This window comes from Variovorax sp. FW301-JW7 (assembly GCF_058788795.1).
Genome location: NZ_JBYTBC010000003.1, coordinates 492,055 through 513,924 on the forward strand (window position 1 = coordinate 492,055; position 21,870 = coordinate 513,924).

20 protein-coding genes and 1 riboswitch are annotated in these 21,870 nt (G+C 68.1%); of the genes, 2 read left to right on the forward strand and 18 right to left on the reverse strand.

The annotated features are described in order from the left end of the window. Positions 1-56 precede the first annotated feature (56 nt). The 13 genes from tolA to AC3WQM_RS10760 form a co-directional block, all read right to left on the reverse strand. Positions 57-983: a cell envelope integrity protein TolA gene (tolA, locus tag AC3WQM_RS10700; protein ID WP_492678588.1), complete on the reverse strand. Its 927-nt coding sequence runs from the start codon at positions 981-983 to the stop codon at positions 57-59. Between the two features lie 3 nt (positions 984-986). After that, a complete protein-coding gene (locus AC3WQM_RS10705; protein ID WP_492678590.1) occupies positions 987-1,424 on the reverse strand; it encodes an ExbD/TolR family protein in 438 nt (145 codons plus the stop codon). A gap of 34 nt (positions 1,425-1,458) precedes the next feature. Then, entirely contained in the window at positions 1,459-2,181 is a 723-nt protein-coding gene (gene tolQ / locus AC3WQM_RS10710; RefSeq protein ID WP_489057040.1) for a protein TolQ, read from the reverse strand. Beyond that, positions 2,178-2,636 carry a tol-pal system-associated acyl-CoA thioesterase gene (ybgC, locus tag AC3WQM_RS10715; RefSeq protein WP_139705473.1) on the reverse strand — a complete coding sequence of 153 codons (459 nt, stop codon included), beginning with the start codon at positions 2,634-2,636 and terminating at the stop codon, positions 2,178-2,180. The genes tolQ and ybgC overlap by 4 nt, the downstream gene beginning before the upstream one ends. After that, on the reverse strand, positions 2,633-3,820 hold the full coding sequence (locus AC3WQM_RS10720) for a pyridoxal phosphate-dependent aminotransferase (protein WP_062481568.1): 1,188 nt from the start codon (positions 3,818-3,820) through the stop codon (positions 2,633-2,635). Before AC3WQM_RS10720 ends, ybgC begins: the two co-directional genes overlap by 4 nt. Next, positions 3,817-4,347 carry a transcription antitermination factor NusB gene (nusB, locus tag AC3WQM_RS10725; protein WP_070060390.1) on the reverse strand — a complete coding sequence of 177 codons (531 nt, stop codon included), beginning with the start codon at positions 4,345-4,347 and terminating at the stop codon, positions 3,817-3,819. The genes AC3WQM_RS10720 and nusB overlap by 4 nt, the downstream gene beginning before the upstream one ends. Continuing rightward, positions 4,344-4,805, reverse strand: coding sequence for a 6,7-dimethyl-8-ribityllumazine synthase (gene ribH, locus AC3WQM_RS10730; protein WP_056582067.1), 462 nt, complete (start codon positions 4,803-4,805; stop codon positions 4,344-4,346). Before ribH ends, nusB begins: the two co-directional genes overlap by 4 nt. Before the next feature lie 6 nt (positions 4,806-4,811). Beyond that, positions 4,812-5,966, reverse strand: coding sequence for a bifunctional 3,4-dihydroxy-2-butanone-4-phosphate synthase/GTP cyclohydrolase II (ribBA, locus tag AC3WQM_RS10735; protein WP_489057039.1), 1,155 nt, complete (start codon positions 5,964-5,966; stop codon positions 4,812-4,814). Further along, the gene (locus AC3WQM_RS10740) at positions 5,963-6,634 is read right to left on the reverse strand and encodes a riboflavin synthase (RefSeq protein ID WP_492678592.1); all 672 of its coding nucleotides are present in this window, start codon (positions 6,632-6,634) and stop codon (positions 5,963-5,965) included. The genes ribBA and AC3WQM_RS10740 overlap by 4 nt, the downstream gene beginning before the upstream one ends. An 86-nt stretch (positions 6,635-6,720) precedes the next feature. Then, positions 6,721-7,851, reverse strand: a complete 1,131-nt coding sequence (gene ribD, locus AC3WQM_RS10745) for a bifunctional diaminohydroxyphosphoribosylaminopyrimidine deaminase/5-amino-6-(5-phosphoribosylamino)uracil reductase RibD (protein WP_492678594.1) — start codon at positions 7,849-7,851, stop codon at positions 6,721-6,723. Positions 7,852-7,879: 28 nt separating this feature from the next. Beyond that, positions 7,880-8,323 (reverse strand): transcriptional regulator NrdR, encoded by a 444-nt coding sequence (gene nrdR, locus AC3WQM_RS10750; RefSeq protein ID WP_007836918.1) that lies wholly within the window; start codon positions 8,321-8,323, stop codon positions 7,880-7,882. A gap of 33 nt (positions 8,324-8,356) precedes the next feature. Then, positions 8,357-9,601, reverse strand: a complete 1,245-nt coding sequence (gene glyA / locus AC3WQM_RS10755) for a serine hydroxymethyltransferase (RefSeq protein ID WP_139705484.1) — start codon at positions 9,599-9,601, stop codon at positions 8,357-8,359. Positions 9,602-9,639: 38 nt separating this feature from the next. After that, positions 9,640-9,766, reverse strand: a riboswitch (ZMP/ZTP riboswitch). A gap of 49 nt (positions 9,767-9,815) precedes the next feature. Beyond that, entirely contained in the window at positions 9,816-10,676 is an 861-nt protein-coding gene (locus AC3WQM_RS10760; protein ID WP_492678596.1) for a lytic transglycosylase domain-containing protein, read from the reverse strand. A 710-nt stretch (positions 10,677-11,386) separates the two neighbouring features. Here AC3WQM_RS10760 and AC3WQM_RS10765 point away from each other — a divergent pair. After that, a complete protein-coding gene (locus tag AC3WQM_RS10765) occupies positions 11,387-15,205 on the forward strand; it encodes a DUF748 domain-containing protein (protein ID WP_492678598.1) in 3,819 nt (1,272 codons plus the stop codon). A 189-nt stretch (positions 15,206-15,394) separates the two neighbouring features. Then, positions 15,395-18,244, forward strand: a complete 2,850-nt coding sequence (locus AC3WQM_RS10770) for a DUF349 domain-containing protein (RefSeq protein ID WP_492678600.1) — start codon at positions 15,395-15,397, stop codon at positions 18,242-18,244. Between the two features lie 83 nt (positions 18,245-18,327). Here the strand turns inward: AC3WQM_RS10770 and AC3WQM_RS10775 are convergent, their stop codons facing one another. The 5 genes from AC3WQM_RS10775 to AC3WQM_RS10795 all read right to left on the reverse strand — a co-directional run bounded on the left by AC3WQM_RS10775 (position 18,328) and on the right by AC3WQM_RS10795 (position 21,761). Continuing rightward, positions 18,328-19,119, reverse strand: a complete 792-nt coding sequence (locus AC3WQM_RS10775) for a M90 family metallopeptidase (RefSeq protein ID WP_492678603.1) — start codon at positions 19,117-19,119, stop codon at positions 18,328-18,330. A 15-nt stretch (positions 19,120-19,134) separates the two neighbouring features. Continuing rightward, a complete protein-coding gene (locus AC3WQM_RS10780) occupies positions 19,135-19,911 on the reverse strand; it encodes a UDP-2,3-diacylglucosamine diphosphatase (RefSeq protein WP_489057031.1) in 777 nt (258 codons plus the stop codon). Between the two features lie 25 nt (positions 19,912-19,936). Further along, on the reverse strand, positions 19,937-20,449 hold the full coding sequence (locus AC3WQM_RS10785; protein WP_492678605.1) for a peptidylprolyl isomerase: 513 nt from the start codon (positions 20,447-20,449) through the stop codon (positions 19,937-19,939). 27 nt (positions 20,450-20,476) lie between these two features. Next, positions 20,477-21,073: a peptidylprolyl isomerase gene (locus AC3WQM_RS10790; RefSeq protein ID WP_492678607.1), complete on the reverse strand. Its 597-nt coding sequence runs from the start codon at positions 21,071-21,073 to the stop codon at positions 20,477-20,479. Between the two features lie 97 nt (positions 21,074-21,170). Then, positions 21,171-21,761, reverse strand: coding sequence for a tetratricopeptide repeat protein (locus AC3WQM_RS10795; protein ID WP_492678609.1), 591 nt, complete (start codon positions 21,759-21,761; stop codon positions 21,171-21,173). Positions 21,762-21,870: the final 109 nt, after the last annotated feature.

Consider the following 21,870-nt stretch of genomic DNA (forward strand, 5'->3'; position numbering starts at 1 on the left):
CTAAACGAGCGGGTGGTGTCGCTTGCAATCACCCACGATGTGGGTGATTGCGGGTGTCAACGCTTGGGCTTGAGCGTGACGATGAGCGACGGGAAGATGCGCCCGTCCGTGTCGCGCGGCAGCTTGTCGGTCTTGCGCAGGCCGCGTTCCGCCGCTTCGTCCCAGGCCGGCAGGCCGCTGGACTTGGCGAGCTTGACGCCGACGATGGTGCCGTCGGGGGCCAGGTTGACCAGGAACTCGGCCTCGGGGTTGCCGTTCACGCTGTCGGCATCGGGGAAGGTGATGTTCGGGCGCACGGCGGCGGCGATGCGGCCGGCATAGCCGCTGGACGGGCCGGACGACCGCTGGGCGTTGCCCTTGGCGTCTTCGTTGCCGCTGGCGCCCGCCATGCCCTGCATGCGCTTGAGCGTTGCGGCGCGATCCGCGGCCGCCTGCTTGGCGACCGCTTCCGCCTTCTTCGCTTCGGCCTGCTTGGCCTCGGCTTCCTGCTGCTTTTTCTGGTCGGCCAGCTTCTTCTGCTGCTCTTTCTTGCGCTCGGCTTCGTCTTCGGCGCGCTCCTTGGCCTCGAGCTCCTTCTTCTTTTGCTGCTGCACGCGTTGCTGCTCGAGCTCGCGCTCCTTCTGCGCCTTCTGTTCCTTGAGCTTCTTCTCGCGCTCCAGTGCGATGTCGGGCGCAGGGGCGGGCGCCGGCTCGGGCGGCTTGACGGCCGGGGGAGGTGGCGGGGGCGGCGCGGGCGCAGGCGGGGGCGGTGCGGGCACGGGCGCCGGCGGCTCCGGCACCGACAGGCGCGGGGCGGCCTGCATCACCGTGGTCGACCACAGCTCGGCATCGACCGCGCCGTCATCGGCTTCGCTGCGCCAGCGCACGCCCCAGGTGAGGGCGGCGATCAGCAGCGCATGGGCAATGAGCGCGAGTACCACCGCGCGGGGCGTGCCGCGCTGCGGCGGCGGCGCGAACTCGGGGCGATCCAGGGCGAGCGACATGCCTTATTTGCCGCCCGTGGTCTTCACAGACAGGCCTACACGTTCGATGCCGCTGCTTTTCAGTTGCTCCATCGCCTTGACAACAGTCTTGTACTTCACCGATTCGTCGGCGCTGATAACAACTGGTCGCTGAGCGTCGCCACCTTGCGCGGCCTTGGCCGCCGAGCCGATCTGCGTCATGGGAATCGAGGCGCCGCCGGTGCCGGTGGACGGGTCTTTCTTGATCTGCACTTCGTCGTCGCTCTTGATGACGATCTCGATGGGCTTCTCGGGCTGCTTGTTGGCGCGAGCTACCGTTGGCAGGTTGATCACGCTCGGCGTGATGAGCGGGGCCGTGACCATGAAGATGATCAGCAGCACCAGCATCACGTCGATGAACGGGACCATGTTGATCTCGTTGATCGTGCGGCGGCCGCGGCCCCGGGATGAAACGGCGGGCATGTCGTCGCGTCCTTTGTCTTGTGCGCGCCGCTCTTCAGCGGTTCGCGGCGGTGACCGAGGCGGCGGGCGTCACGGCGCCGGGGTTGGCCGAGAGGTTGCGCTGCAGGATGTTGGAGAACTCTTCGATGTAGGTCTCCAGGGCGATGGCGATCTTGTCGATCTCGCGCGCGAAGCGGTTGTAGCCGACCACCGCGGGAATGGCGGCGAACAGGCCGATGGCCGTGGCCACCAGCGCTTCGGCGATGCCGGGCGCCACGGTGGCCAGCGTCACCTGCGTGAGGGCGGCCAGGCCGGTGAAGGCATGCATGATCCCCCAGACCGTACCGAACAGGCCCACGTACGGCGACACCGAACCGACGGTGGCCAGGAACGACAGGTTCTGCTCGGCCGCATCGAGTTCGCGCTGGAAGCTCGCGCGCATCGCGCGGCGGGCGCCGTCGAGCAGCGTGGGCGCATCGGTCACGTGGCGCTCGCGCAGCTTCTGGTACTCGCGCATGCCGGAGGCAAAGATGCGCTCCATGGGGCCGGCGAACTTGGCGTTCTGCGCGGCCGAGGCGAACAGCTCGTTCAGGCTGGTGCCCGACCAGAACTCGCGCTCGAAGTCGTCGTTGAGCGCGCGGATGCGCTTCAAGGAAAAGTACTTGCGGATGATGGCGGCCCAGCTGGCGACCGACACGATCACCAGCAGCAGCACGACCAGTTGCACCACGAAGCTGGCGTGGAGCAGGAGATTGATGATGGAGAGATCTTGGTTCATGGCTTGAAAGGTTGAGTCATGGAGCCGCTGGAGTGCTCGAGGGTTCCCGAAACTTGGGCCGGAATGCGCGCAGGGCGCAAGGTGGCGGCGTCCACCCAGCCGATGCGGATCGTGCCTTCGCAAAGCAAGACCGGTGCCGCGGCCCCGGTGCGTTCTTGCTCTGTTTTTGATAGCACGCGCTGAGCGATTATCAACGACGCCGTGCCCAGTTGCCGCAGCTCGGCTGTAACCAGCAGTTCGTCGTCCAGCCGCGAGGGCCGATGGTATTTGAGCTGCGTTTCGCTCACCACGAACTGGCCGCCGGTGGCTTCCTTGAGCTTGCGCTGCTCGACGCCCAGGGAGCGCAGCCACTCGGTGCGACCGCGCTCCATGAACTTCAGGTAGTTGGCGTAGAACACGATGCCGCCCGCATCGGTGTCTTCCCAGTAGACGCGGATCGGAAACTCGAAACTCATTGCGCGATCATGGCCCGCAGGCGCTCGACCGATTCCTGCAGGTGCGCCATAGAGCTGGCGGTGGAGAAGCGCACGAACTTCGCGGTCTCTGCCGTGCCGAAATCGCGGCCCGGCGTCACGGCCAGGTGGGCGCGTTTCATGGTCTCGAAGGCGAAGTCCCAGCTGCCCGAGATGCCGAGCTTGTCGGCCACGCTCGTGCAGTCGGCCCAGGCGTAGAAGGCGCCGTCGGGCACCACGGGCACGTTCAGGCCCAGGGCATTCAGTTGCGGAATGAACCAGTCGCGTCGCGCCTTGAACTCGGCGCGGCGGCGTTCGTACTCGGCGATGCTCTCGGCCTCGAAGCAGGCCAGCGCGGCGTACTGCGACACCGTGCTCGCGCAGATGAAGAGGTTCTGCGCCAGGCGCTCGACCACCGGCACCAGCACTTCGGGCACCACCAGCCAGCCCAGGCGCCAGCCCGTCATGTTGAAGTACTTGCTGAAGCTGTTGATGCTGATGACGTTGTCGTCGATGGCCAGCGCCGTCTGCCCGAAGGCATCGTCGTACGACAGGCCCAGGTAGATCTCGTCGATCAGCGTGATGCCACCGCGCTGCGACACCACCTCGTGGATGCGGCGCAGCTCGTCGGGCGCGATCGAGGTGCCGGTCGGGTTCGAGGGCGAGGCCAGCAGCACGCCGCGCGTCTTGTCGGTCCAGGCGGCTTCGACCTTGGCGGCGGTGAGCTGGAAGCGCTCTTCAGCCGTGGTCGGCACCAGCACGGCCTTGCCGTCCGCCGCGCTCACGAAGTGGCGGTTGCAGGGGTAGCTCGGGTCGGGCATCAGGATCTCGTCGCCCGATTCGATCAGCGCGAGGCAGGCCAGCTGCAATGCGGCCGAGGCACCGGCCGTGACGACGATGCGGCGCGCCGGCACGTCGACGTTGAAGCGCTGCTTGTACCAGCCGCTGATGCGCTCGCGCAGGTGATCCAGGCCGGTGGCCTGCGTGTACTGCGTGGCGCCGGCGCGCACGGCGCGGGCCGCAGCTTCCTGCACGAGGGGCGGGGCGGTGAAGTCGGGCTCGCCGATGTTCAGGAAGATCATCGGACGGTCGGTGTGGGCCACTTCGCGGGCCAGCACCCCAGCCGCTTTCGCGACCTCCATCACGTAAAACGGTTCGATGCGCTGCGCGCGCGTCGAGATCCTCATGGGCGCGCCTTGCCGGTGGCCCGGTCGGCTTCCACTTCAAGTGGGCGCAGCTGCGGTGCCAGCCCGTTGAGCACGGCGTTCACGTACTTGTGGCCGTCGGTGCCGCCGAATTCCTTGGCGAGTTCGATGCACTCGTTGAGCACCACGCGCCAGGGCACGTCGGGGCAGTTCTGGAACTCGTACACACCGATCCACATCACGGCATGTTCGATGGGCGAGATCTCGGCGAACTTGCGGTCCAGCAGCGGCAGGATCAGCGCGTCGAGCTGCTCGGCGCCGTTGATCGAGCCGTGCAGCAGCGCGTCGTAGTGCGCCGCGTCGGCCTTGTGGAAGCCCGCGAGGTCGCGCGTGAAGTGGTCGATGTCGGTCGGGTCGTTGCGGCCCACCAGGTGCTGGTAGAGCGCCTGCAGCGCGAACTCGCGCGCGCGGCTGCGGTTCGACTTGGCCGCGGCCTTGCGAACGCCCGTGCTGGTGAGGCCGGTGCGCGACTGGCGGGACTTGGCGGACTTGGAGGTGTCTTCGGTCATGAAAGGGTGGCCAGCAGTTGTGCCATCTCGACCGCCACCTGGGCTGCGTCGCGGCCCTTGTCGGTCTGGCGGGCGACGGCCTGTTCGAGGTTTTCGGTCGTGAGGATCGCGTTGGCGATGGGCAGGCGGTAGTCGAGCGCGACGCGGCTCACGCTCGCGCCCGATTCGTTGGCCACCAGTTCGAAGTGGTAGGTCTCGCCGCGGATGATGCAGCCCAGCGCCACGAGCGCGTGGTAGCCGCCGCGCTCGGCGAGCGCCTGCAGCGCCACGGGCACTTCGAGCGCGCCGGGCACCTGCACATGATGGATGTCGGACGCGGCCACGCCGAGTGCCTCGAGCTCCGACAGGCAGGCCGCGGCCAGTGCGTCGGTGATGTCGGCGTTGAAGCGCGCCTGCACGATGCCGATGCGCAGGCCTTTGCCGTTGAGCGTGATCTCGCCCTTGTTGGAACCTTGCATGGTCGTTCAGTCTTTCGTGAGGTAACCGGCGATTTCGAGGCCGAAGCCGGCGGCCATGCTCGGCATGCGACGCGGCGCGCCGAGCAGGTTCATCTTGTGCACGCCACATTCGCGCAGGATCTGCGCGCCGATGCCGTAGTTGCGCAGGTCCATGCGGCCGCGCTCGGGCGCTTGCGCCGGGCGCGCGGTGCCGTCGAACTGCGCGAGCAGCTCGGCCGCGGTTTCGCCGCAGTTCAGCAGCACGGCCACGCCCTTGCCTTCGTTCGCGATGTGCGAGAGGCTGGCGTCCAGACTCCAGGAGTGCATTGGGCGATTGACTTCGAGCGCGTCGAGCACCGACAGCGGCTCATGCACGCGCACCGACACCGTGTCTTCGGGCGCCCACTGGCCGCGCACCAGCGCGAGGTGCACGCCGCGGCTGGGCTTGTCGACGAAGGCGTGGGCGGTGAAGGTGCCCCAGTTGGTCTGGATCTCGCGGCAGCCGACTTTTTCGACCAGCGATTCGACGCGGCTGCGGTGCTCGATGAGCGCGGCGATGGTGCCGATCTTGATGCCGTGCTCGGCCGCGAAGATCTGCAGGTCGGGCAGGCGGGCCATCGTGCCGTCTTCGTTCATCACCTCGCAGATCACCGAGGCGGGCGAGCAGCCGGCCATGGCGGCGAGGTCGCAGCCGGCTTCGGTGTGGCCGGCGCGCATGAGCACGCCGCCGTCCACCGCCTGCAGCGGGAAGATGTGGCCGGGCTGCACCAGGTCGGCGGCCACGGCGTTGCGCGCCACGGCGGCCTGCACGGTGCGGGCGCGGTCGGCGGCCGAGATGCCGGTGGTCACGCCTTCGGCGGCCTCGATGGAGACGGTGAAGGCGGTGGAATGCTTGGCGCCGTTGCGCTGGACCATCGGCGGCAGCTGCAGCCGCTCGCACATCTCGCGCGAGAGCGTGAGGCAGATCAGGCCGCGCGCGTGGCGGGCCATGAAGTTGATGGATTCGGCGGTGATGTGGTCGGCGGCGATGACGATGTCGCCTTCGTTCTCGCGGTCTTCCTCGTCCACGAGGATGACCATGCGGCCGGCGGCCAGCTCGGCCACGATGTCTTCGACCGGGGAGATCGGTGCGGGTGCACGATCGGCGCGAGGGGCGCCGATCGGCGTGACGGAGGCGTTCATTTCGAAGTGTCCTTGGGAGACGTGGAAGACGTCAGAGAGGGTGTGAGCATGCCGGCCTGAAGCATGCGCTCCACGTAGCGCGCCACGGTGTCGATTTCGAGGTTGACCTTCGAGCCGGCCTTCAGGCCGCCGAGGGAGGTGTTTTCCACGGTGTGCGGGATCAGGTTGATGCTGACCTCGGCGGCGCCTTCGATGTCAGCCACGCTGTTGACCGTGAGGCTCACGCCGTTGATGGTGATCGAGCCCTTGTAGGCCAGGAAGCGTGCGAGCGCGGGCGGTGCGACCACGCGCAGCTCCCAGCTTTCGCCGACCGGCGCGAAGAAGCTCACGTGGCCGATGCCGTCCACGTGGCCCGAGACGATGTGGCCGCCGAGGCGGTCGCTCGCGCGCAGGGCCTTCTCGAGGTTGATGCGGCTGCCTTCGTCGGTCAGGCCGGCCGTCTTGTCGAGGGACTCCGCGGAAATGTCGATGGTGAATTGCCCGCGTTCAGGTGCGAGCGTGGTGACCGTCATGCAGGCGCCGTTGAGCGCGATGCTGTCGCCGAGCCCGACGTCGTCGAGGTAGCCGTCGGGCACCTCGATGCTGAGTCGCTTGCCGTAGGAGGAGGAGGTGCCGAGGTCGTGGATGGCGGCGATGCGCCCCACGCCGGTGATGATTCCGGTGAACATTTCCACATTTTCGCAGACATCGAGGGGTCTTCGGCCCGAAGGGCCGGTTTGCGACTGCGAATGTGCCGCGCCGCGTGGGCGGCGGCTCAGAAGCGGTCGCGGCCGGCGACGCGCGCGACGATGCGCAGGTCGGGCCCCAGCATGTCCACGGACTTGAATTCGAGCGGCAATGCGCCCGTCAGCGAGGTGAGCGGGCCCTCGGCATGCAGGTGGCTGGCGATGTCGAGCCCGCTGCCGATCAGCTTGGGCGCCAGGTACACCAGCAGCTCGTCCACGCAGCCTTCGCGCAGCAGCGAGCCGTTGAGCTTGTGGCCCGATTCGACATGCAGCTCGTTGACGCCGCGCGCCGCGAGGTCCTGGAGCATCGCGGGCAGGTCGACCTTGCCGTGCAGGTTGGGCAGGCAGGTGATGGTGGCACCACGGGCTTCGAGCGCGGCCGCCTTTTCTTCGTTGTGCCGGCTGGCGGCGTAGATCCAGACGGCACGGCCAGCTATGAAAATGTGAGCGTCGGGCGAGGTCTGGAGGTGGCTGTCGACCACCACGAGGTGGGGCTGGCGCGGCGTGTCGACCAGGCGCACGTCCAGGCGCGGGTTGTCTTCGAGCAGCGTGCCGACGCCGGTCAGCACCGCGCCGGTGCGGGCCCGCCAAGCATGGCCGTCGGTACGCGCGGCCTCGCCGGTGATCCACTGGCTCACGCCGTTGTGCAGGCCGGTGCGGCCGTCGATCGAGGCCGCAATCTTCATTCGAACCCAGGGCTGCTTGCGGACCATGCGGCTGAAGAAGCCGATGTTGAGCTCGCGGGATTCGTCGGCGCCCGGTCCGACTTCGACCTCGACACCTGCGGCGCGCAGCCGCGCAAAGCCCTGTCCCGCCACGAGCGGGTTCGGGTCGGCGAGCGAGGCCACGACGCGGCGCACGCCGGCGGCGATGAGCGCGTCGCAGCAGGGGCCGGTGCGGCCGTGGTGCGAGCAGGGTTCGAGCGTGACGTAGGCGGTGGCGCCTGCGGTCGAATGGCCCTGGGCCTGCGCGTCGCGCAGCGCCATCACCTCGGCGTGTGGGCCGCCGGCTTGTTGCGTGTGGCCCTGTCCGATCACATGACCGTCGGCATCACACAGCACGCAGCCGACGCGCGGGTTCGGGTCGGTCAGGCGGATCGCGGAAGCGGCCAGCTGCAGGGCAGTGGCGATGTGGGAGGCGTCGTGTCGGGAAGAGGACATGCCGGGTTCGTTCACGCCTTCTCGGGGGTCAGATGTCGCGCAGCAACTGCCGGAACTCGTCCACGTCCTCGAAGCTGCGGTACACCGAGGCAAAGCGCACGTAGGCGACCTTGTCGAGTTTCTTGAGTTCGCGCATCACGAGTTCGCCGACCTTCGTCGAATCGATTTCGCGCAGGCCGCTGGCCAAGAGTTTCTGTTCGATGCGCAGCAGGGCGTTGTCGATCTGCTCGATGCTCACGGGCCGCTTGCGCAGCGCCAGCATCATCGAGGCGCGCACCTTGGTCGAGTCGAAGTCGGCGCGGCTGCCGTCCTTCTTGACCACGACGGGGAAATTGACGTCGGGGCGCTCATACGTGGTGAAGCGCTTGTCGCAGGCGCTGCACTGGCGGCGCCTGCGGACGAAGTCGGCGTCTTCCGAAACGCGGGTCTCGACGACCTGCGTTTCGAGATGACCGCAAAAAGGGCATTTCATGCGGCCAGTGCTTCTCTTCTTCTGATTACGAAATCAACGGTAGACAGGGAAGCGGCTCGTCAAGGCGTGGACCTTGGCGCGCACCGCGTCGATGTTCGCCGCATCGCGCGGGTTCTCGAGCACGTCGGCCACCAGGTTCGCCGTGATGCGGGCCTCTTCGTCCTTGAAGCCGCGCGTGGTCATGGCGGGGGTGCCGATGCGCACGCCGCTGGTGACCATCGGCTTTTCCGGGTCGTTGGGGATCGCGTTCTTGTTGATCGTCATGTGGGCGGCGCCCAGCACGGCTTCGGCTTCCTTGCCGGTGATGCCCTTCGAACGCAGGTCGACCAGCATGACGTGGCTCTCGGTGCGTCCGCTCACGATGCGCAGGCCGCGCGCGGTCAGGGTGTCGGCCACGATCTGGGCGTTCTTGACCACCTGTTGCTGGTAGGCCTTGAACTCGGGCGTCAGGGCTTCCTTGAACGCGACGGCCTTGGCGGCGATCACGTGCATCAGCGGGCCGCCTTGCAGGCCGGGGAAGATGGCGCTGTTGATCGCCTTCTCGTGCTGCGACTTCATCAGGATGATGCCGCCGCGCGGGCCGCGCAGGCTCTTGTGCGTGGTCGAGGTGACGATGTCGGCGTGCGGCACCGGGTTGGGGTACACGCCCGCGGCCACGAGGCCGGCGTAGTGGGCGATGTCGACCATGAAGATCGCGCCGACGTCCTTGGCGACCTTGGCGAAACGCTCGAAGTCGATGTGCAGCGAGTAGGCCGAGGCGCCCGCGATGATCAGCTTGGGCATGTGCTCATGCGCCTTGCGTTCCATCGCGTCGTAGTCGATGGCTTCGTTGGCGTCCAGGCCGTAGCTCACCACGTTGAACCACTTGCCGCTCATGTTGAGAGGCATGCCGTGGGTCAGGTGGCCGCCTTCGGCCAGGCTCATGCCCATGATGGTGTCGCCGGGCTTCAGGAAGGCGAGCATCACGGCTTCGTTGGCCGAGGCGCCGCAATGCGGCTGCACGTTCGCGGCGTCGGCACCGAAGATCTGCTTGACGCGGTCGATGGCCAGCTGCTCGGCCACGTCGACGTGCTCGCAGCCGCCGTAGTAGCGCTTGCCCGGGTAGCCTTCGGCGTATTTATTAGTGAGCTGCGAGCCCTGGGCGGCCATGACGGCCGGCGAGGCGTAGTTCTCGCTGGCGATCAGCTCGATGTGGTGTTCCTGGCGCGCGTTTTCGGCTTGAATGGCGGCCCAGATTTCGGGATCGGTCTGTTCGACCAGGATATTGCGTTGGTACATGGCAGTCCTTTGAAGACGAGGTCCTTGTTCAACCAAACAAGGGCTGCCCAGGCGAACGGCTGAACGCCTGTTGTGGTCAGGCGGCACGCTTCCCAGTGGTATTCCACGTCAGCGCGTGGCACCTTTTTCAGGGTGCTGCGCCTATCGCCAGTCGCGTACAGGCCGAGTGTAGCGCAGGCCCGGAGGCTTCCGGGCCTGTAGGGCCGACAAGGCTTCAGGAAACTGCGGAGAGCAGGGCGACCTTGGCCGGCTCGCTGCCGGCGGCGGGTTCTTCACGGGCCGGCTTGGCCGGTGCCACGACCGGAATCGGCTGTGCACGCGCCGTGGTCGGCGGCGGCACGACCATCGTCGACGGCGCGCGGCCGGCGGCGACCTGGCGCAGGCGCTCGTGCTCGGCCAGCACCTTGGCGGCATAGCCACCGTCGTCGTCGAGGTTGGCGGCGCCCACGTAGTAGCGCAGGCCGCCTTCGAGCGAGCCGGCGCGGGCGATGCATTCCTGCAGCACCTTCACGCCGACGCGCATGTTGGTCACGGGGTCGAAGGCGGTGAGCGTGCCGCCCGCGCTTTCGTACTTGTCGCCGTGCACGCGGGTCATGACCTGCATCAGGCCCTGGGCGCCGACGTGGCTTTGCGCGAACGGGTTGAAGCTGGACTCGATGGCCATGATGGCCAGGATCAGCGTCGGGTCGAGCTTGGTGCGCTTGCCGATCTGGTAGGCCTCGGAGACCAGCACGCTCAGCGGTTCGGCCGCGACGCGATATTTCTTGCTGAGCCAATAGGCCACCGCCGCCTGCTGCTTGGGCAGCTCGTCGGGACTCGCGGCCGTAGTGCGCTCGATGGCGGTCGGCTCGAGGTCGGTGGCTTCGGGCGCGGGCTTGCGCGACTGCAGCCAGCCCATCAGTTGTTCCTCGCCGGTCTTGCGCAGATCGGGCCGCGCCACGAGGGCGAGGGCCGCGAACACGATGGCCAGGCCGACCAGCGCAAACCCGTTGTGGGTGATTTCAAAAAAGCCGTCTGCCACATCGGACACGAAGGTCCGTAGCCCGCGGGCTGTGGCATCAAACGCCTTGCTCATCGCTTTTTTTCCTTTCTGTGCGGCACCTGGCATGCAGCGCCGAAAGGGCGATGGATGAAGGCAGCGGCGCTTGGATTGGTATGTACGAATCAGGCTCCGCGCATGGAGGGGGTGGGGTAAGGAGCGCGGCGGCCTGATCACGCCGGTGGAATTCGGCAGCGGATTCAGGAAGGCCCTGCTGCGTCCGGCAGCGAGGGCAGGCGGATTCTAGCGTGGCTAAATACACGGTCAAGCATAAGGATTTGGTTTCATATGTTAATAAGTGCTTGAAGAATCCCCTCGTCCGAGGGGGCTCCAGGGGGAGTGCGCCTACGGGAAATCCCTTGGAAAAAGACATTTGCAAAGGAAGGGAGGGACGCCTAATCTGAACGGGCCTGAGGTTTCAGGCGTGTTTCCGAAGTCAGGCAGTCCGAGGTGCAAGTCAAGGACTCGAACGATGGAGGACCCCACGGCGGCAATCTCTTGCTGCCAGCACGGCGGGAACAATTACTTCCGGTCGCGCGAATCGATGGCATGGGTTTTGAGCCCGCCATCAAGCCCGGTGACAAGACACTTCGTCGACTCACCGGGCTTTCTTGTTTGTGGCGTTCACACTTTCGGCCTACCGATCCTGTCGAGGGGCGCGCGGGCATCGCAATGCCTCGCCAAAAGGGAACGCATTCACGTTTCAGCCAACTTTGTTGGCATCTGTTTGCGGCACACTTCTGCGGATGGATGCTGCTTCGATCAAACAAAACAAATGGGTGCGGCGTGGGGTTGTCGCGTTGCTGGTTCTGCTGGCCCTGTGGGTCATCGCCTGGCTGGCGGTGCCGCCGATTGCCAAGAGCCAGCTCCAGAAGATCGCGAGCGAGAAACTGGGCCGACAGGTCACCGTCGGCAAGATCGATTTCAAGCCCTGGACGCTCGAACTCGCACTGAATGACCTGCGCATTGCCACCGCCGACGGCAAGCAGCCGCAGGTGGCCATCAAGCGCATCTATGCCGACGCCGAACTGCAATCGCTGTTCCGTCTGGCGCCGGTGATCGACGCGGTGACCGTCGAGGCGCCCGCGGTGCTGCTCACGCACCAGGCCGACGGCAAGTACGACATCGACGACATCCTGGCCAAGCTGGCCTCGGGCCCGCCGCCCGACCCGAAGGCCGAGCCCGCGCGCTTTGCGATCTACAACATCTCGATCAAGGACGGCGCGGTCGATTTCGACGACCAGACCGTCAAGCGCCGACACGAGCTGCGCGGCTTCATGCTGAATGTGCCATTCCTGAGCAACCTCGCGTCCAAGCGCGAGATCACGACCGAGCCCAAGCTGGCCTTTGCGCTCAACGGCAGCCACTTCGACTCGGCCGCCTTCACGACCCCGTTCGCGCAAAGCCGCAAGACCGACGCCCACGTGCAGTTCAAGGGGCTCGACCTCGTGCCGTACCTGGGCTACATCCCCGGCGGCCTGCCGGTGAAGCTGCAGGCCGGCAGCCTGGACGCCGACCTGAAGATCGATTTCCAGCAGACCAACACCATCGGCCTGAAGATCACCGGCACGGTCGAGGCCCACGGCGCCAAGCTGGGCGACGCGCGCGGGCGCGACCTGCTGGGCTTCGACTCGCTCAAGCTGGCACTGGCCGACGTGCGCCCGCTGGAGTCCGTGTTCCACCTGAGCGAGGTCGCGCTGACCAAGCCGCAGCTGGTGGTGGCGCGTGACGCGGCCGGTCAGCTCAACCTGATGGCCACGAACCCCGCGACCGGCGCGGCTGAAAAGGCGGCGCCGCTGCCCACGCCCGCAGCCAGCGCCCCGGGCGGCAAGCCGGCCGCCGAGAAGCCCAAGCTCAAGGTGCAGGTCGACAAGATCGCGCTCGACGGCGGGCGCATCGGCTGGCGCGACGAGACCGTCAAGCCCGCCGCGGCCATCGACCTCACCGACCTCGGGATCAACCTCACGGCCGTCACCTGGCCCATGGAGAAGCCGGCACAGTTCGACGGCAGCACCGCGGTTGCCGGTGCCACGCTGAAGTTCAAGGGCACCGCGACCGACAAGGTTGCCGACGTGCAGACCGAGGTCGAGGCGCTGCCGCTGTCGCTGGCCGCGCCGTACCTGGCGCAGAGCCTGGAGCCCACACTCGACGGCAAGCTCAGCGGCCAGATCGACGTGTCCTGGGCCCAGCCCGACCTGAAGTTCAAGGCGCGCCGCCTGGCCGCCGACGGCCTGGCACTGACCCAGGCCAAGACCGCGCTGGCCAGCGTCGGCCGCTTCGAGCTGGTCGACGCCGAGGTCGACATGACCAAGCACACCTTGAACATCGCGTCGTTCACCGCGACCAACCCCAAGGTGAGCGTCGAGCGCGACAACGAGAAGCGCTGGATGTTCGAGCGCTGGCTCAAGACCCCGGCCGGCGGCGCCAAGGTGGCGGCGCCCAAGCCGGCCGACGCCGGTGCGGCACGCCCCGACAACGCCAACACCAAGCCCTGGGCACTGACGCTGGGCACGCTGGCGGTGGACAACGGCAGCCTGTCCTATGCGGACAAGGCCGGCTCGGCGCCAGTGGCGATCGAGGTCACGGCCTTCAAGCTGCACGCCCAGAAGATCGCACCCGACACCAACACCGTCTCGCCGCTGCAGGTGTCGGGCCGCATCGGCGCGGGCCGCCGCGCCGACCCGGGGCGCTTCGACTACAAGGGCACCGTCGTGCTCAAGCCGCTGGCGGCCGAGGGCCGGCTCGAGGTGGCGTCGTTCCCGGCGCACGCCTTCAAGGCCTACTACGCCGACGCGCTCAATGTCGACATCCGCCGCGCCTTCGCGAGCTACCGCGGCATGGTGCGCTACGCGACCGCGCCGGCCGGCATGAGCATCAAGCTGGCGGGCGACACCGCGCTGGACGACTTCCGCGCCAACAGCGTCTCGCTGACCCAGTCGCCGGGCTTCGACCGCAGCAACAGCCAGCTGCTGAGCTGGAAGACCCTGAGCCTGCGCGGCCTGCAGGTCAGCCTGGCGCCCAACGCAGCCCCGACCGTGGATGTGCGCGAAACCACGCTGACCGACTTCTTCGCCCGCGTGATCGTCGATCCCACCGGCCGCCTCAACCTGCTGAGCCTGACCAAGAAGGGCGAGGAAGCCTCGAAGGCCGCCGCTGCAGCCGCCACCGAAGCCAGCACCAAGAAGGGCCCGGGCGGCACGACCACCACGACCCGCGCACCGGCCTCGGCGCCGCAGCGGGTCTCGGGCGGCGCGCCGGTGTCGGCCGAAGCGATGGTCGGCGGCGCTCCCGACGCCGCGCCGGCCGCACCCGCCCCGGCGGTGGCCGCCGCACCCGCGGCCGACAGCGGCCCGACGCCGGTCATCAACTTCGGTCCGATGAGCCTGGTCAACGGCAAGATCGATTTCACCGACCTGTTCGTCAAGCCCAACTACTCGGCCGACCTGAGCGAGCTGACCGGCAAGCTCAGTTCCTTCTCGTCGAATCCGCCGAACGGGCAGGGCGGTCGCCCCGCGTTGGCCGACCTCGAATTGCGCGGCAAGGCGCAGCAGACCGCGGCGCTGGAAATCACCGGCAAGCTCAACCCGCTGGCCAAGCCGCTCGAACTCGACATCACGGCCAAGATGCGCGACCTCGACCTGGCGCCGCTGTCGCCGTACTCGGTGCGCTACGCGGGCCACGGCATCGAGCGCGGCAAGATGAGCATGGACGTCAACTACAAGATCGCGCCCGACGGCCAGCTCACCGCCACCAACAAGCTGGTGCTCAACCAGCTGAAGTTCGGCGACGAAGTGGCCGGTGCGCCCAACAGCCTGCCCGTGCGCCTGGCCGTGACGCTGCTGGCCGACCGCAACGGCGTGATCGACGTCGACCTGCCGCTCAGCGGCTCGCTCAACGATCCGCAGTTCAGCATCGGCCCGCTGATCTTCAAGGCCGTGGTCAACCTGATCGTCAAGGCCGTGACCGCGCCGTTCAGCCTGCTGACCGGCGGCCTGGGCGGTGGCGGAGGCGGTGATTCCAGCGCGATCACCTTCGAGCCCGGCAGCTCGGCGCTCAGCACTGGCGCCAAGGAAAGCCTGGACAAGGTCGTGAAGGCCCTGACCGACCGGCCGACCCTGCAGATGACGGTGGTGGGCACCTCCAGCCTCGAGAAGGAGCGCGACGCCTACCAGCGCCAACGCCTGCGCCAGCTGACCCAGGCCGAGAAGCGCCGCGTCGCCGTGCGCGGCGGCGAGACCGGCACCGAGGTGGCGCCGGTGACCGACGCCGAATACCCGGCGCTGCTCACGGCCGTCTACAAGCGCTCCGACATCACCAAGCCGCGCAACATGGTCGGCCTGGCCAAGGACCTGCCGGTGAAGGAGATGGAAAACCTGCTGCTGGCCAGCGTGCCGGTCGACGAAGAGTCGATGCGCCAGCTCGCTGTCGAGCGCGGCGCCGTGGTGCGCGACTACCTGCTGGCGCAGAAGCTGCCGAGCGAACGCCTGTTCCTGGGGGCCGTGCGCACCACGGCCAGCGGCGCCGACTGGAAGCCCGGCGCCGAACTGAGCCTGACCATGAAATAGCCGGCGGGGCTTGGCTTTTCGCCACGCCTTGCTATATATCTTGCGGGCCCTTTCCAGCCCGCCGAACGGTGCGCGCCGCAGTTCCGACACGGAATTCGGCGGGCTGTTCGCCAACTGGGTGAAAATGTCGATGTGCGCCGGCCTTTGCCGGCGCCTTCGCTTTCTCTACCAAGACAACGATTTCGCGCAGTGACCTCTACTTCTTCCAAGCCACACGACCTCCAGGCCCTCGACACGCTCACCGGTGGCGCCTTCACCGCGCCAACCTCGGGCGAGCGTTCCGCGCGCATCCGCGACTGGCTCGCGGGCAACCCCACGTCCGAGCAGATGCAAGAGGTCTTCAAGGAGTTGAGCGGCCGCGACAAGGGCGCGGCGCGCCTGCTGCGCGAAAAGCTCGACGAAATCAAGCGCGCCAAGGGCCAGGAGGCCATCGCCGCCGAATGGGCGCAGAAGGCCGAGACGCTGCTGGCGCAGTCCAAGCTCAACATCGCCGACGCACTGGCCTGGCAGCGCGACGCCGCCAAGGCCGGCGCGCCGCTGTCGCGCGAACCGCTGGCCGGGCTGAAGGCCCAGCTGGCCGAGCGCGTCAAGGGCATCGAAGACCTGCAGCACCGCGCGCAGGTCCACCGCGAAGCCGCCGTCTTGCTGGCACAACGCTTTGAAGTGCTGTCCACCAAGGGTTGGAAGGACGCCCAGGCCGCCGAAGAATCGCTGCGCGCCGACGTGACCCACTGGCAGCAGCAGGCCGCCGACATCGTGGCCGATGCCAACTGGAACAGCCTCGACGCCAAGTTCGCACCCCAGCTCGACGCGTCCAAGTCGCAGCTGCTCGTGGTGTCGGATTCGTTCCACGGCGCGTTGGCCCAGGCCATTGCCGCCGCGGCCGATGCCGCCGCGCCGCTGCCGCCCGTGCCTGTCTGGGCCGACGAACTGCGCGCCGCACGCGGCGAAGTGGTGGCTCCCAAGGCCGCCGCACCCGCACGTCCCGCTGCACCCAAGGTCGACCCGGCCGTGCGCGCCGCGGCGCAAGACGCCGTGCAGGCCGCCCTCGCCAAGCTCGAACAGGAAACCGCCGAAGGCCACGGCAAGGCCAGCGCCGGCGCTGCCGCCGCGCTGCGCGCCGTGCTCAAGGAGCACGGCAAGCTGGTCGACGCACCGCTCGAAGCCCGCGTGCACGCCGCACTGGTCGCCGCCGGCGAACTCGAAGGCTGGCAGCGCTGGAGCGCCGACAAGGTCCGCGAAGACCTCGTCGCCAAGGCCGAAGGCCTGCTCAAGCGCCCCGAAGGCCAGGCCCTCGGCGGCCGCAAGATGCAGGAAACCCTGCGCGCCCTGCGTGACCAGTGGAAGCAGGCCGACCAGGGCGGCGTGCCGAACCACGCGCTCTGGAAGCGTTTCGACGAAGCCTGCAACGAAGCCCACAAGGTCGTCGAGGCCTGGCTCGAGAAGGTGCGCGCCGATGCCGCCGAGCACCGCGGCCTGCGCGTCGCGCTGATCGAAGAGGTCAAGGCCTGGGCCGCCGCGCATGCAGGCGCTACCGACCTGAAGGCGCACAACCGCGCGCTGCACCAGTTCGCCGACCGCTGGCGCGATGCCGGCCACGTGGGCGAGAAGGTGTTCGCCGAGCTGCAACCGCTGTGGAATGAAGCCTTCGGCGCTGCCCGCGCCCCGTTCGAAACGGCGCAGAAGGCCAGCGTCGAACGCCGCCAGGCCATGATCGCTGAGGCTGCCGAGCTGGGCGCCCAGCCGATGCTGCGCATCGACGCCGTCAAGGCGCTGCAGCAGCGCTGGCAGGCCGAGGCACAGAGCGTGCCGCTCGACCGCCGCCACGAACAGAAGCTGTGGGACGCCTTCCGCGCGCCCATCGACGAAGCCTTCAACCGCAAGACTGTCGAGCGCGAAAAGGCATCGGCCGCCATGAGCGAGCACGATCGCTACGTGCTCGACGCGTCCAAGGCACTCGATGCGGCCAATGCCGGTGGCGATGCGCAGAAGATCCGCGCTGCCATCGCCGGCCTCGAAGCCGCACTGCGCGGTGAGGCACCGGCGCCTGCGCCGGCGCCCGCCACCCCGAGCGACGGCCCCTCGGTTGGCGCGACCGGTGTCGAAGCTCCCGGCCAGGCCGCCGCCGAGTTCGGCGAAAGCGCCGAGCAGACGCCGGGTTCGAGCGACGCCGAAGCCCTGCCATCCGCCCCTGCGGCGGCAGTGGCCGATGCACCCGATCTGGTCGCTCCCGCAGACGGCGCCGATGCCTCGGCCCGCAGTGACAGCGCCGCGCACGAAGCGGGTGAAGCTGCAAGCGTCGCGCCGGCCGCGCCGCCGAAGCCCGCACCCAAGCCCGTGGTCGCCATGCGCGGCGACGACCGGCCGAGCAGCAAGAAGGGTGAAGCTGCACCCGCTGCGCGTGGCGCCGGTCGTTTCGGTGACCGCCGCGACGCCGGCCGTCCCGGTGCTGGTGGCCCCGGTCGTCCGAACGACCGTGGCGGCCCGCGTCCCGATGCACGCGGTGGCGACCGCGGCGCACCCGGCGGCGGCGGCCGTTTTGGCGACCGTCCGCCGCGCGAAGACCGCGGCCCACGTCTGGGCGATGCGGCCTTCCGCGCCCAGCGCGAAGCGCTCGAGCGCGCCGACTTTGCGCTGCGCAAGCTGGCCGCGCAGGCCCACGGCGAAGCGCTCACGCAGGTGCTCGGCGCCTGGGAGCAGCGCGACGCCGCCCGCCTGCCGAGCGTGCAGGAACTGGGCCGCGCCGTGACGCCGGCCGTGCGCAGCCAGTGGTCGCAAGCTGTGGGTACCGCGCCGACGGCCGCCGCAGGCGATGCCGCCGAAGCACTGCTGCGCCTCGAAATGGCCGCCGAAGTGCCGACGCCTGCTGAACAGCTCGACGCACGTCGCGCACTGCAGCTCAAGCTGCTGACGAAGCGCGGCGACCCGACGCCGGCCCAGACCTGGGGCCAGGACGCCGGCAAGGTGCTGGCTGCTGCGCACGACGCTGCCACCGCGCGCCGTCTGCAGAACGCGCTGAAGGCGCTGCTGCGCAAGTAAGAAGAGGCATTGCGGCGATGCAGCCGCATGCATGAAAAGGGCGCCTCACCGAGGCGCCTTTTCTTTGTCTGAATCGCGTCAGCTCAGGGCTTCGCGGGAAGGAAAAATGCGTCGAACAGCGCCACGACCTGCGGAAAGTCGCGCGCGAAGTTCGGCCGGTTCACGAAGTAGGCCTCGCAGGCCACCGCGAAGAATTCGCTGATCGAGGTCGCGCCGTAGTCGTCGAGCCAGGGCGGCTCGGCGCCGAAGCGCTCGGCGAGGATGGTCTTTTCGCGGAAGTCGTCGTAGGCCGGTTGCAGCACGGCCATCCAGGCCGCACGCGCCTCGCGCGCACTGCGCCGGCCCATGAAGCCGGCTGGCAGCGGCGGGCAGCCGTCCGCGATGCCGCTGCGCATGTCGATCTTGTGGGCGAACTCGTGGATCACGACGTTGTAGCCGCCTTCGCTGGTCACGCTGCTCGCGAGCACGTCCTGCCAGCTGAGCATGACGGGGCCCTGGTCCATCGCCTCGCCTGCGACGACCTCTTCGTACTCGTGCACGACCAGCGCGTCATCGACGACCTTGCGCTGCGCCACCACCTCGGACGGATGCACCACGATGCCGACGAAATCGTCGTACCAGTCGAGCCCGTCCTTCAGGTGCAGCACCGGCAGCACCGCCTGCGCCGCGATGGCCAGCGCCACCTCGTCGGTGATGACGAAGCCCTGCGTGCCGTGAAATTCCTTGTCACGCAGGAACTCGGCCGCCAGTGTGCGCAGCTGTTGCTGCTGCGCGGGCGGCAGCGCGCCCAGGAAGGCGTAACGCGTGAGCGTGGCGCGCCAGGCGGCGTCGGGAATCGGGGGCAGGGTGCGCAGGCGGCGCAGCCACTTGAACATTGGCGGGCGGTGCGGCTAGCGCAGGTCGACGCGCTGCGCGCCGGCGGCCGACAGGCACAGCAGTTGCGCACGTGGCGGATGGGCGGCGGCATCCCAGTCGCTCAGCACGATGCGACGCAGGCCGTGGCCCAGGTCGTGGACGGCGGGGCGGTGGGTGTGGCCGTGGATCAGCGCGCTGGCACCCGCGTGCTGCAGCCATTGGCGTGCCGCGTCGGCGTCCACGTCGGCCCAGAGGGTCGAGGGATCGCGCTTGCGGTCTTCGCTCTGTGCGCGGATGGCGCGGGCGAGGGCGCGGCGCTCTTCCAGCGGGCGCGCGAGGAACGCAGCCTGCCATTCGGGCGTGCGCACCTGGGCGCGAAACTGAAGGTAGTCGGTGTCTTCGAGGCAGAGGGCGTCGCCATGGCTCAGCAGCCAGCGCTCGCCGTGCAGCACCAGCACGGTGGGGTCGTCGAGCAGCGTGAGACCGCATTGCGCGGCAAAGGCCTTGCCGACGAGGAAGTCGCGGTTGCCGTGCATGAAGAACACCGGCATGCGTTGCGCGGTGCGCTGCAGCAGCTCGACGCACTGCGCCTCGAAGCCGGGCTGGTCGGCGGCATCGTCGCCCACCCACACCTCGAACAGGTCGCCGAGGATGACCAGCGCATCGGCCGGCGTGGTCTGCAGGTAGCCCTGCCAGGCCTCGAAGGTGGCCAGCTCACTGGCCTGCAGGTGCAGGTCGGAGATCAGGTCGACGGTGCGCCACGCGGGCGGCGCCACCAGCTCGGAGAAAGCCGGGTTCGCCACCGGGGTCATGCCGCTGCGTCGTGCCTGAGGTGCATCACTCGACAGTGACGACTGCCTTTTCGATCACGACGTCCTCGAGCGGCACGTCGTCATGGAAGCCCTTGCGGCCCGTCTTCACGGCCTTGATCTTGTCGACGACATCGGCGCCGCCCGTGACCTTGCCGAACACCGCGTAGCCCCAGCCCTGGGCCGAGGGAGCCGTGTGGTTCAGGAAGCCGTTGTCGGCCACGTTGATGAAGAACTGGGCGGTGGCCGAGTGCGGTGCGCTCGTGCGGGCCATGGCCACGGTGTAGTTGGCGTTCTTGAGGCCGTTGTTGGCTTCGTTCTCGATCTCGGCGCCGGTGGGCTTTTGCTTCATGCCGGGCTCGAAACCGCCGCCTTGCACCATGAAGCCAGGGATCACGCGGTGGAACACCGTGTTGTCGTAGTGGCCCTTCTTCACGTACTCGATGAAGTTGGCGGCCGACTTCGGCGCCTTTTCGGCGTCGAGTTCGAGCGTGATGACGCCGTAGTTCTTGATGTGCAGTTCGACTTGTGGGTTGCTCATGGGATAGCTCCTTCTACGGAAATGAGATTACTTCGCCAGCGTGGCGGACTTGATGGTGAGGGTTTCGACGGGCACGTTCTGCATGCCGCCCTTGTTGCCGGTCTGCACGGCGCGGATCTTGTCGACCACGTCGGTGCCGGCGACAACCTTGCCGAACACGGTGTAGCCGTAGCCGTCGGGGTTGGGTGCATTGAGCGAGTCGTTGTTCTTCACGTTGATGAAGAACTGCGAGGTGGCCGAGTTCGGGTTGCCGGTGCGGGCCATCGCGATCGTGTACTTGTCGTTCTTCAGGCCGTTGTTGGCCTCGAGCGGGATCGGCGGGCGCGTGGGCTTTTGCTGCAGGTCGGCCGTGAAGCCGCCGCCCTGGATCATGAAGCCGTCGATGACGCGGTGGAACACCGTGCCGTCGTAGTGCTTGTCCTTGACGTACTGCAGGAAGTTTTCGACCGTCTTGGGGGCCTTGGCCGCATCGAGCTCGACCACGATGTCGCCCGCCGAGGTGGCGAGCTTGACGCGCGGCGCGGCCTGCTGGGCATGCGCGCCGGCGGCGGCGCCGAAGGCCAGGGCCGCGGCCAGCGTGAGGGCGCCGCGGCGGCTGAAACGGGAAAGTGCAGAAGTCGTCAAATGAGGCTCCGTGTACGGGTGGAGGGGAGGACGATGGGCCTGCGATGGCGCAGGCTGGGAGGCAACTGTGTGCGCACCGCCGAATTGCAAGAGGCTGTTACTTGGTCGTGCGGCCCACGGGCTTGCGCACTTCGGCGGGTGCGGCCGGCAGCGCGGCCGCATCGGCCGCGGCCTTGGGTGTGAAGATCTGGCGGATCAGCGCGAGCTTGGGCGCGACGCTCGCGTTGGTGGTGGCGAACTGCTGGGCGCGCTGGTATTCCTGGGCAGCCAGTCGTGCGTACACGTCGCCGAGGTTTTCGTGCGCGGTGGCGTAGTTGGGGCTGAGCTTGAGCGCGGTTTCGAGCGCGGCGCGGGCCTGGTCGAACTTGCTCTGCGACGCGTACAGCGCCGCGAGGTTGTTGTAGGGTTCGGGCAGTTCCGGGAAGTCCTGCGTGAGCTGCGTGAACGTGGTGATCGCCTCGGCGGTCTTGTTCTGCTCGGTGAGGATCACGCCGCGCAGGAAGCGCATCTGCGGATCGCGCGGTTTGCCGGCGATGTAGGTGTCGGCCTTGGCGAGCGCCTCGGCGGACTTGCCCTGGCGCAGCAAAAGGTTGACGTCGTCGTAGTCGTTGGCGTGCGCGGCAAAGCCCCACAGACCGAACAGCAGTGCAAAGGCGAGGGGGAGTTTGGAGAACACGGCGTGCTTCATGAAGTCTCGGCAGGATAGGGGGAGCGGGCCTGGAGAACACCCGGATGCTGCGCGGCGGCAGCCGTTTATACTGCGTCGCATTGTAGCCGAGGGGCCACGTCCAACCCCT

What these genes read in the sequence shown, in the direction of transcription:
- AC3WQM_RS10785 (WP_492678605.1), bottom strand. Translation starts at nt 20,449, where the DNA reads ATGAGCAACCCACAAGTCGAACTGCACATCAAGAACTACGGCGTCATC.
- AC3WQM_RS10765 (WP_492678598.1), top strand. Translation starts at nt 11,387, where the DNA reads ATGGATGCTGCTTCGATCAAACAAAACAAATGGGTGCGGCGTGGGGTT.
- tolQ (WP_489057040.1), bottom strand. Translation starts at nt 2,181, where the DNA reads ATGAACCAAGATCTCTCCATCATCAATCTCCTGCTCCACGCCAGCTTC.
- ribH (WP_056582067.1), bottom strand. Translation starts at nt 4,805, where the DNA reads ATGCAAGGTTCCAACAAGGGCGAGATCACGCTCAACGGCAAAGGCCTG.
- AC3WQM_RS10720 (WP_062481568.1), bottom strand. Translation starts at nt 3,820, where the DNA reads ATGAGGATCTCGACGCGCGCGCAGCGCATCGAACCGTTTTACGTGATG.
- tolA (WP_492678588.1), bottom strand. Translation starts at nt 983, where the DNA reads ATGTCGCTCGCCCTGGATCGCCCCGAGTTCGCGCCGCCGCCGCAGCGC.
- AC3WQM_RS10775 (WP_492678603.1), bottom strand. Translation starts at nt 19,119, where the DNA reads ATGTTCAAGTGGCTGCGCCGCCTGCGCACCCTGCCCCCGATTCCCGAC.
- ribD (WP_492678594.1), bottom strand. Translation starts at nt 7,851, where the DNA reads ATGTCCTCTTCCCGACACGACGCCTCCCACATCGCCACTGCCCTGCAG.
- AC3WQM_RS10780 (WP_489057031.1), bottom strand. Translation starts at nt 19,911, where the DNA reads ATGACCCCGGTGGCGAACCCGGCTTTCTCCGAGCTGGTGGCGCCGCCC.
- AC3WQM_RS10795 (WP_492678609.1), bottom strand. Translation starts at nt 21,761, where the DNA reads ATGAAGCACGCCGTGTTCTCCAAACTCCCCCTCGCCTTTGCACTGCTG.
- nusB (WP_070060390.1), bottom strand. Translation starts at nt 4,347, where the DNA reads ATGACCGAAGACACCTCCAAGTCCGCCAAGTCCCGCCAGTCGCGCACC.
- AC3WQM_RS10705 (WP_492678590.1), bottom strand. Translation starts at nt 1,424, where the DNA reads ATGCCCGCCGTTTCATCCCGGGGCCGCGGCCGCCGCACGATCAACGAG.
- ybgC (WP_139705473.1), bottom strand. Translation starts at nt 2,636, where the DNA reads ATGAGTTTCGAGTTTCCGATCCGCGTCTACTGGGAAGACACCGATGCG.
- AC3WQM_RS10760 (WP_492678596.1), bottom strand. Translation starts at nt 10,676, where the DNA reads ATGAGCAAGGCGTTTGATGCCACAGCCCGCGGGCTACGGACCTTCGTG.
- glyA (WP_139705484.1), bottom strand. Translation starts at nt 9,601, where the DNA reads ATGTACCAACGCAATATCCTGGTCGAACAGACCGATCCCGAAATCTGG.
- AC3WQM_RS10740 (WP_492678592.1), bottom strand. Translation starts at nt 6,634, where the DNA reads ATGTTCACCGGAATCATCACCGGCGTGGGGCGCATCGCCGCCATCCAC.
- ribBA (WP_489057039.1), bottom strand. Translation starts at nt 5,966, where the DNA reads ATGAACGCCTCCGTCACGCCGATCGGCGCCCCTCGCGCCGATCGTGCA.
- nrdR (WP_007836918.1), bottom strand. Translation starts at nt 8,323, where the DNA reads ATGAAATGCCCTTTTTGCGGTCATCTCGAAACGCAGGTCGTCGAGACC.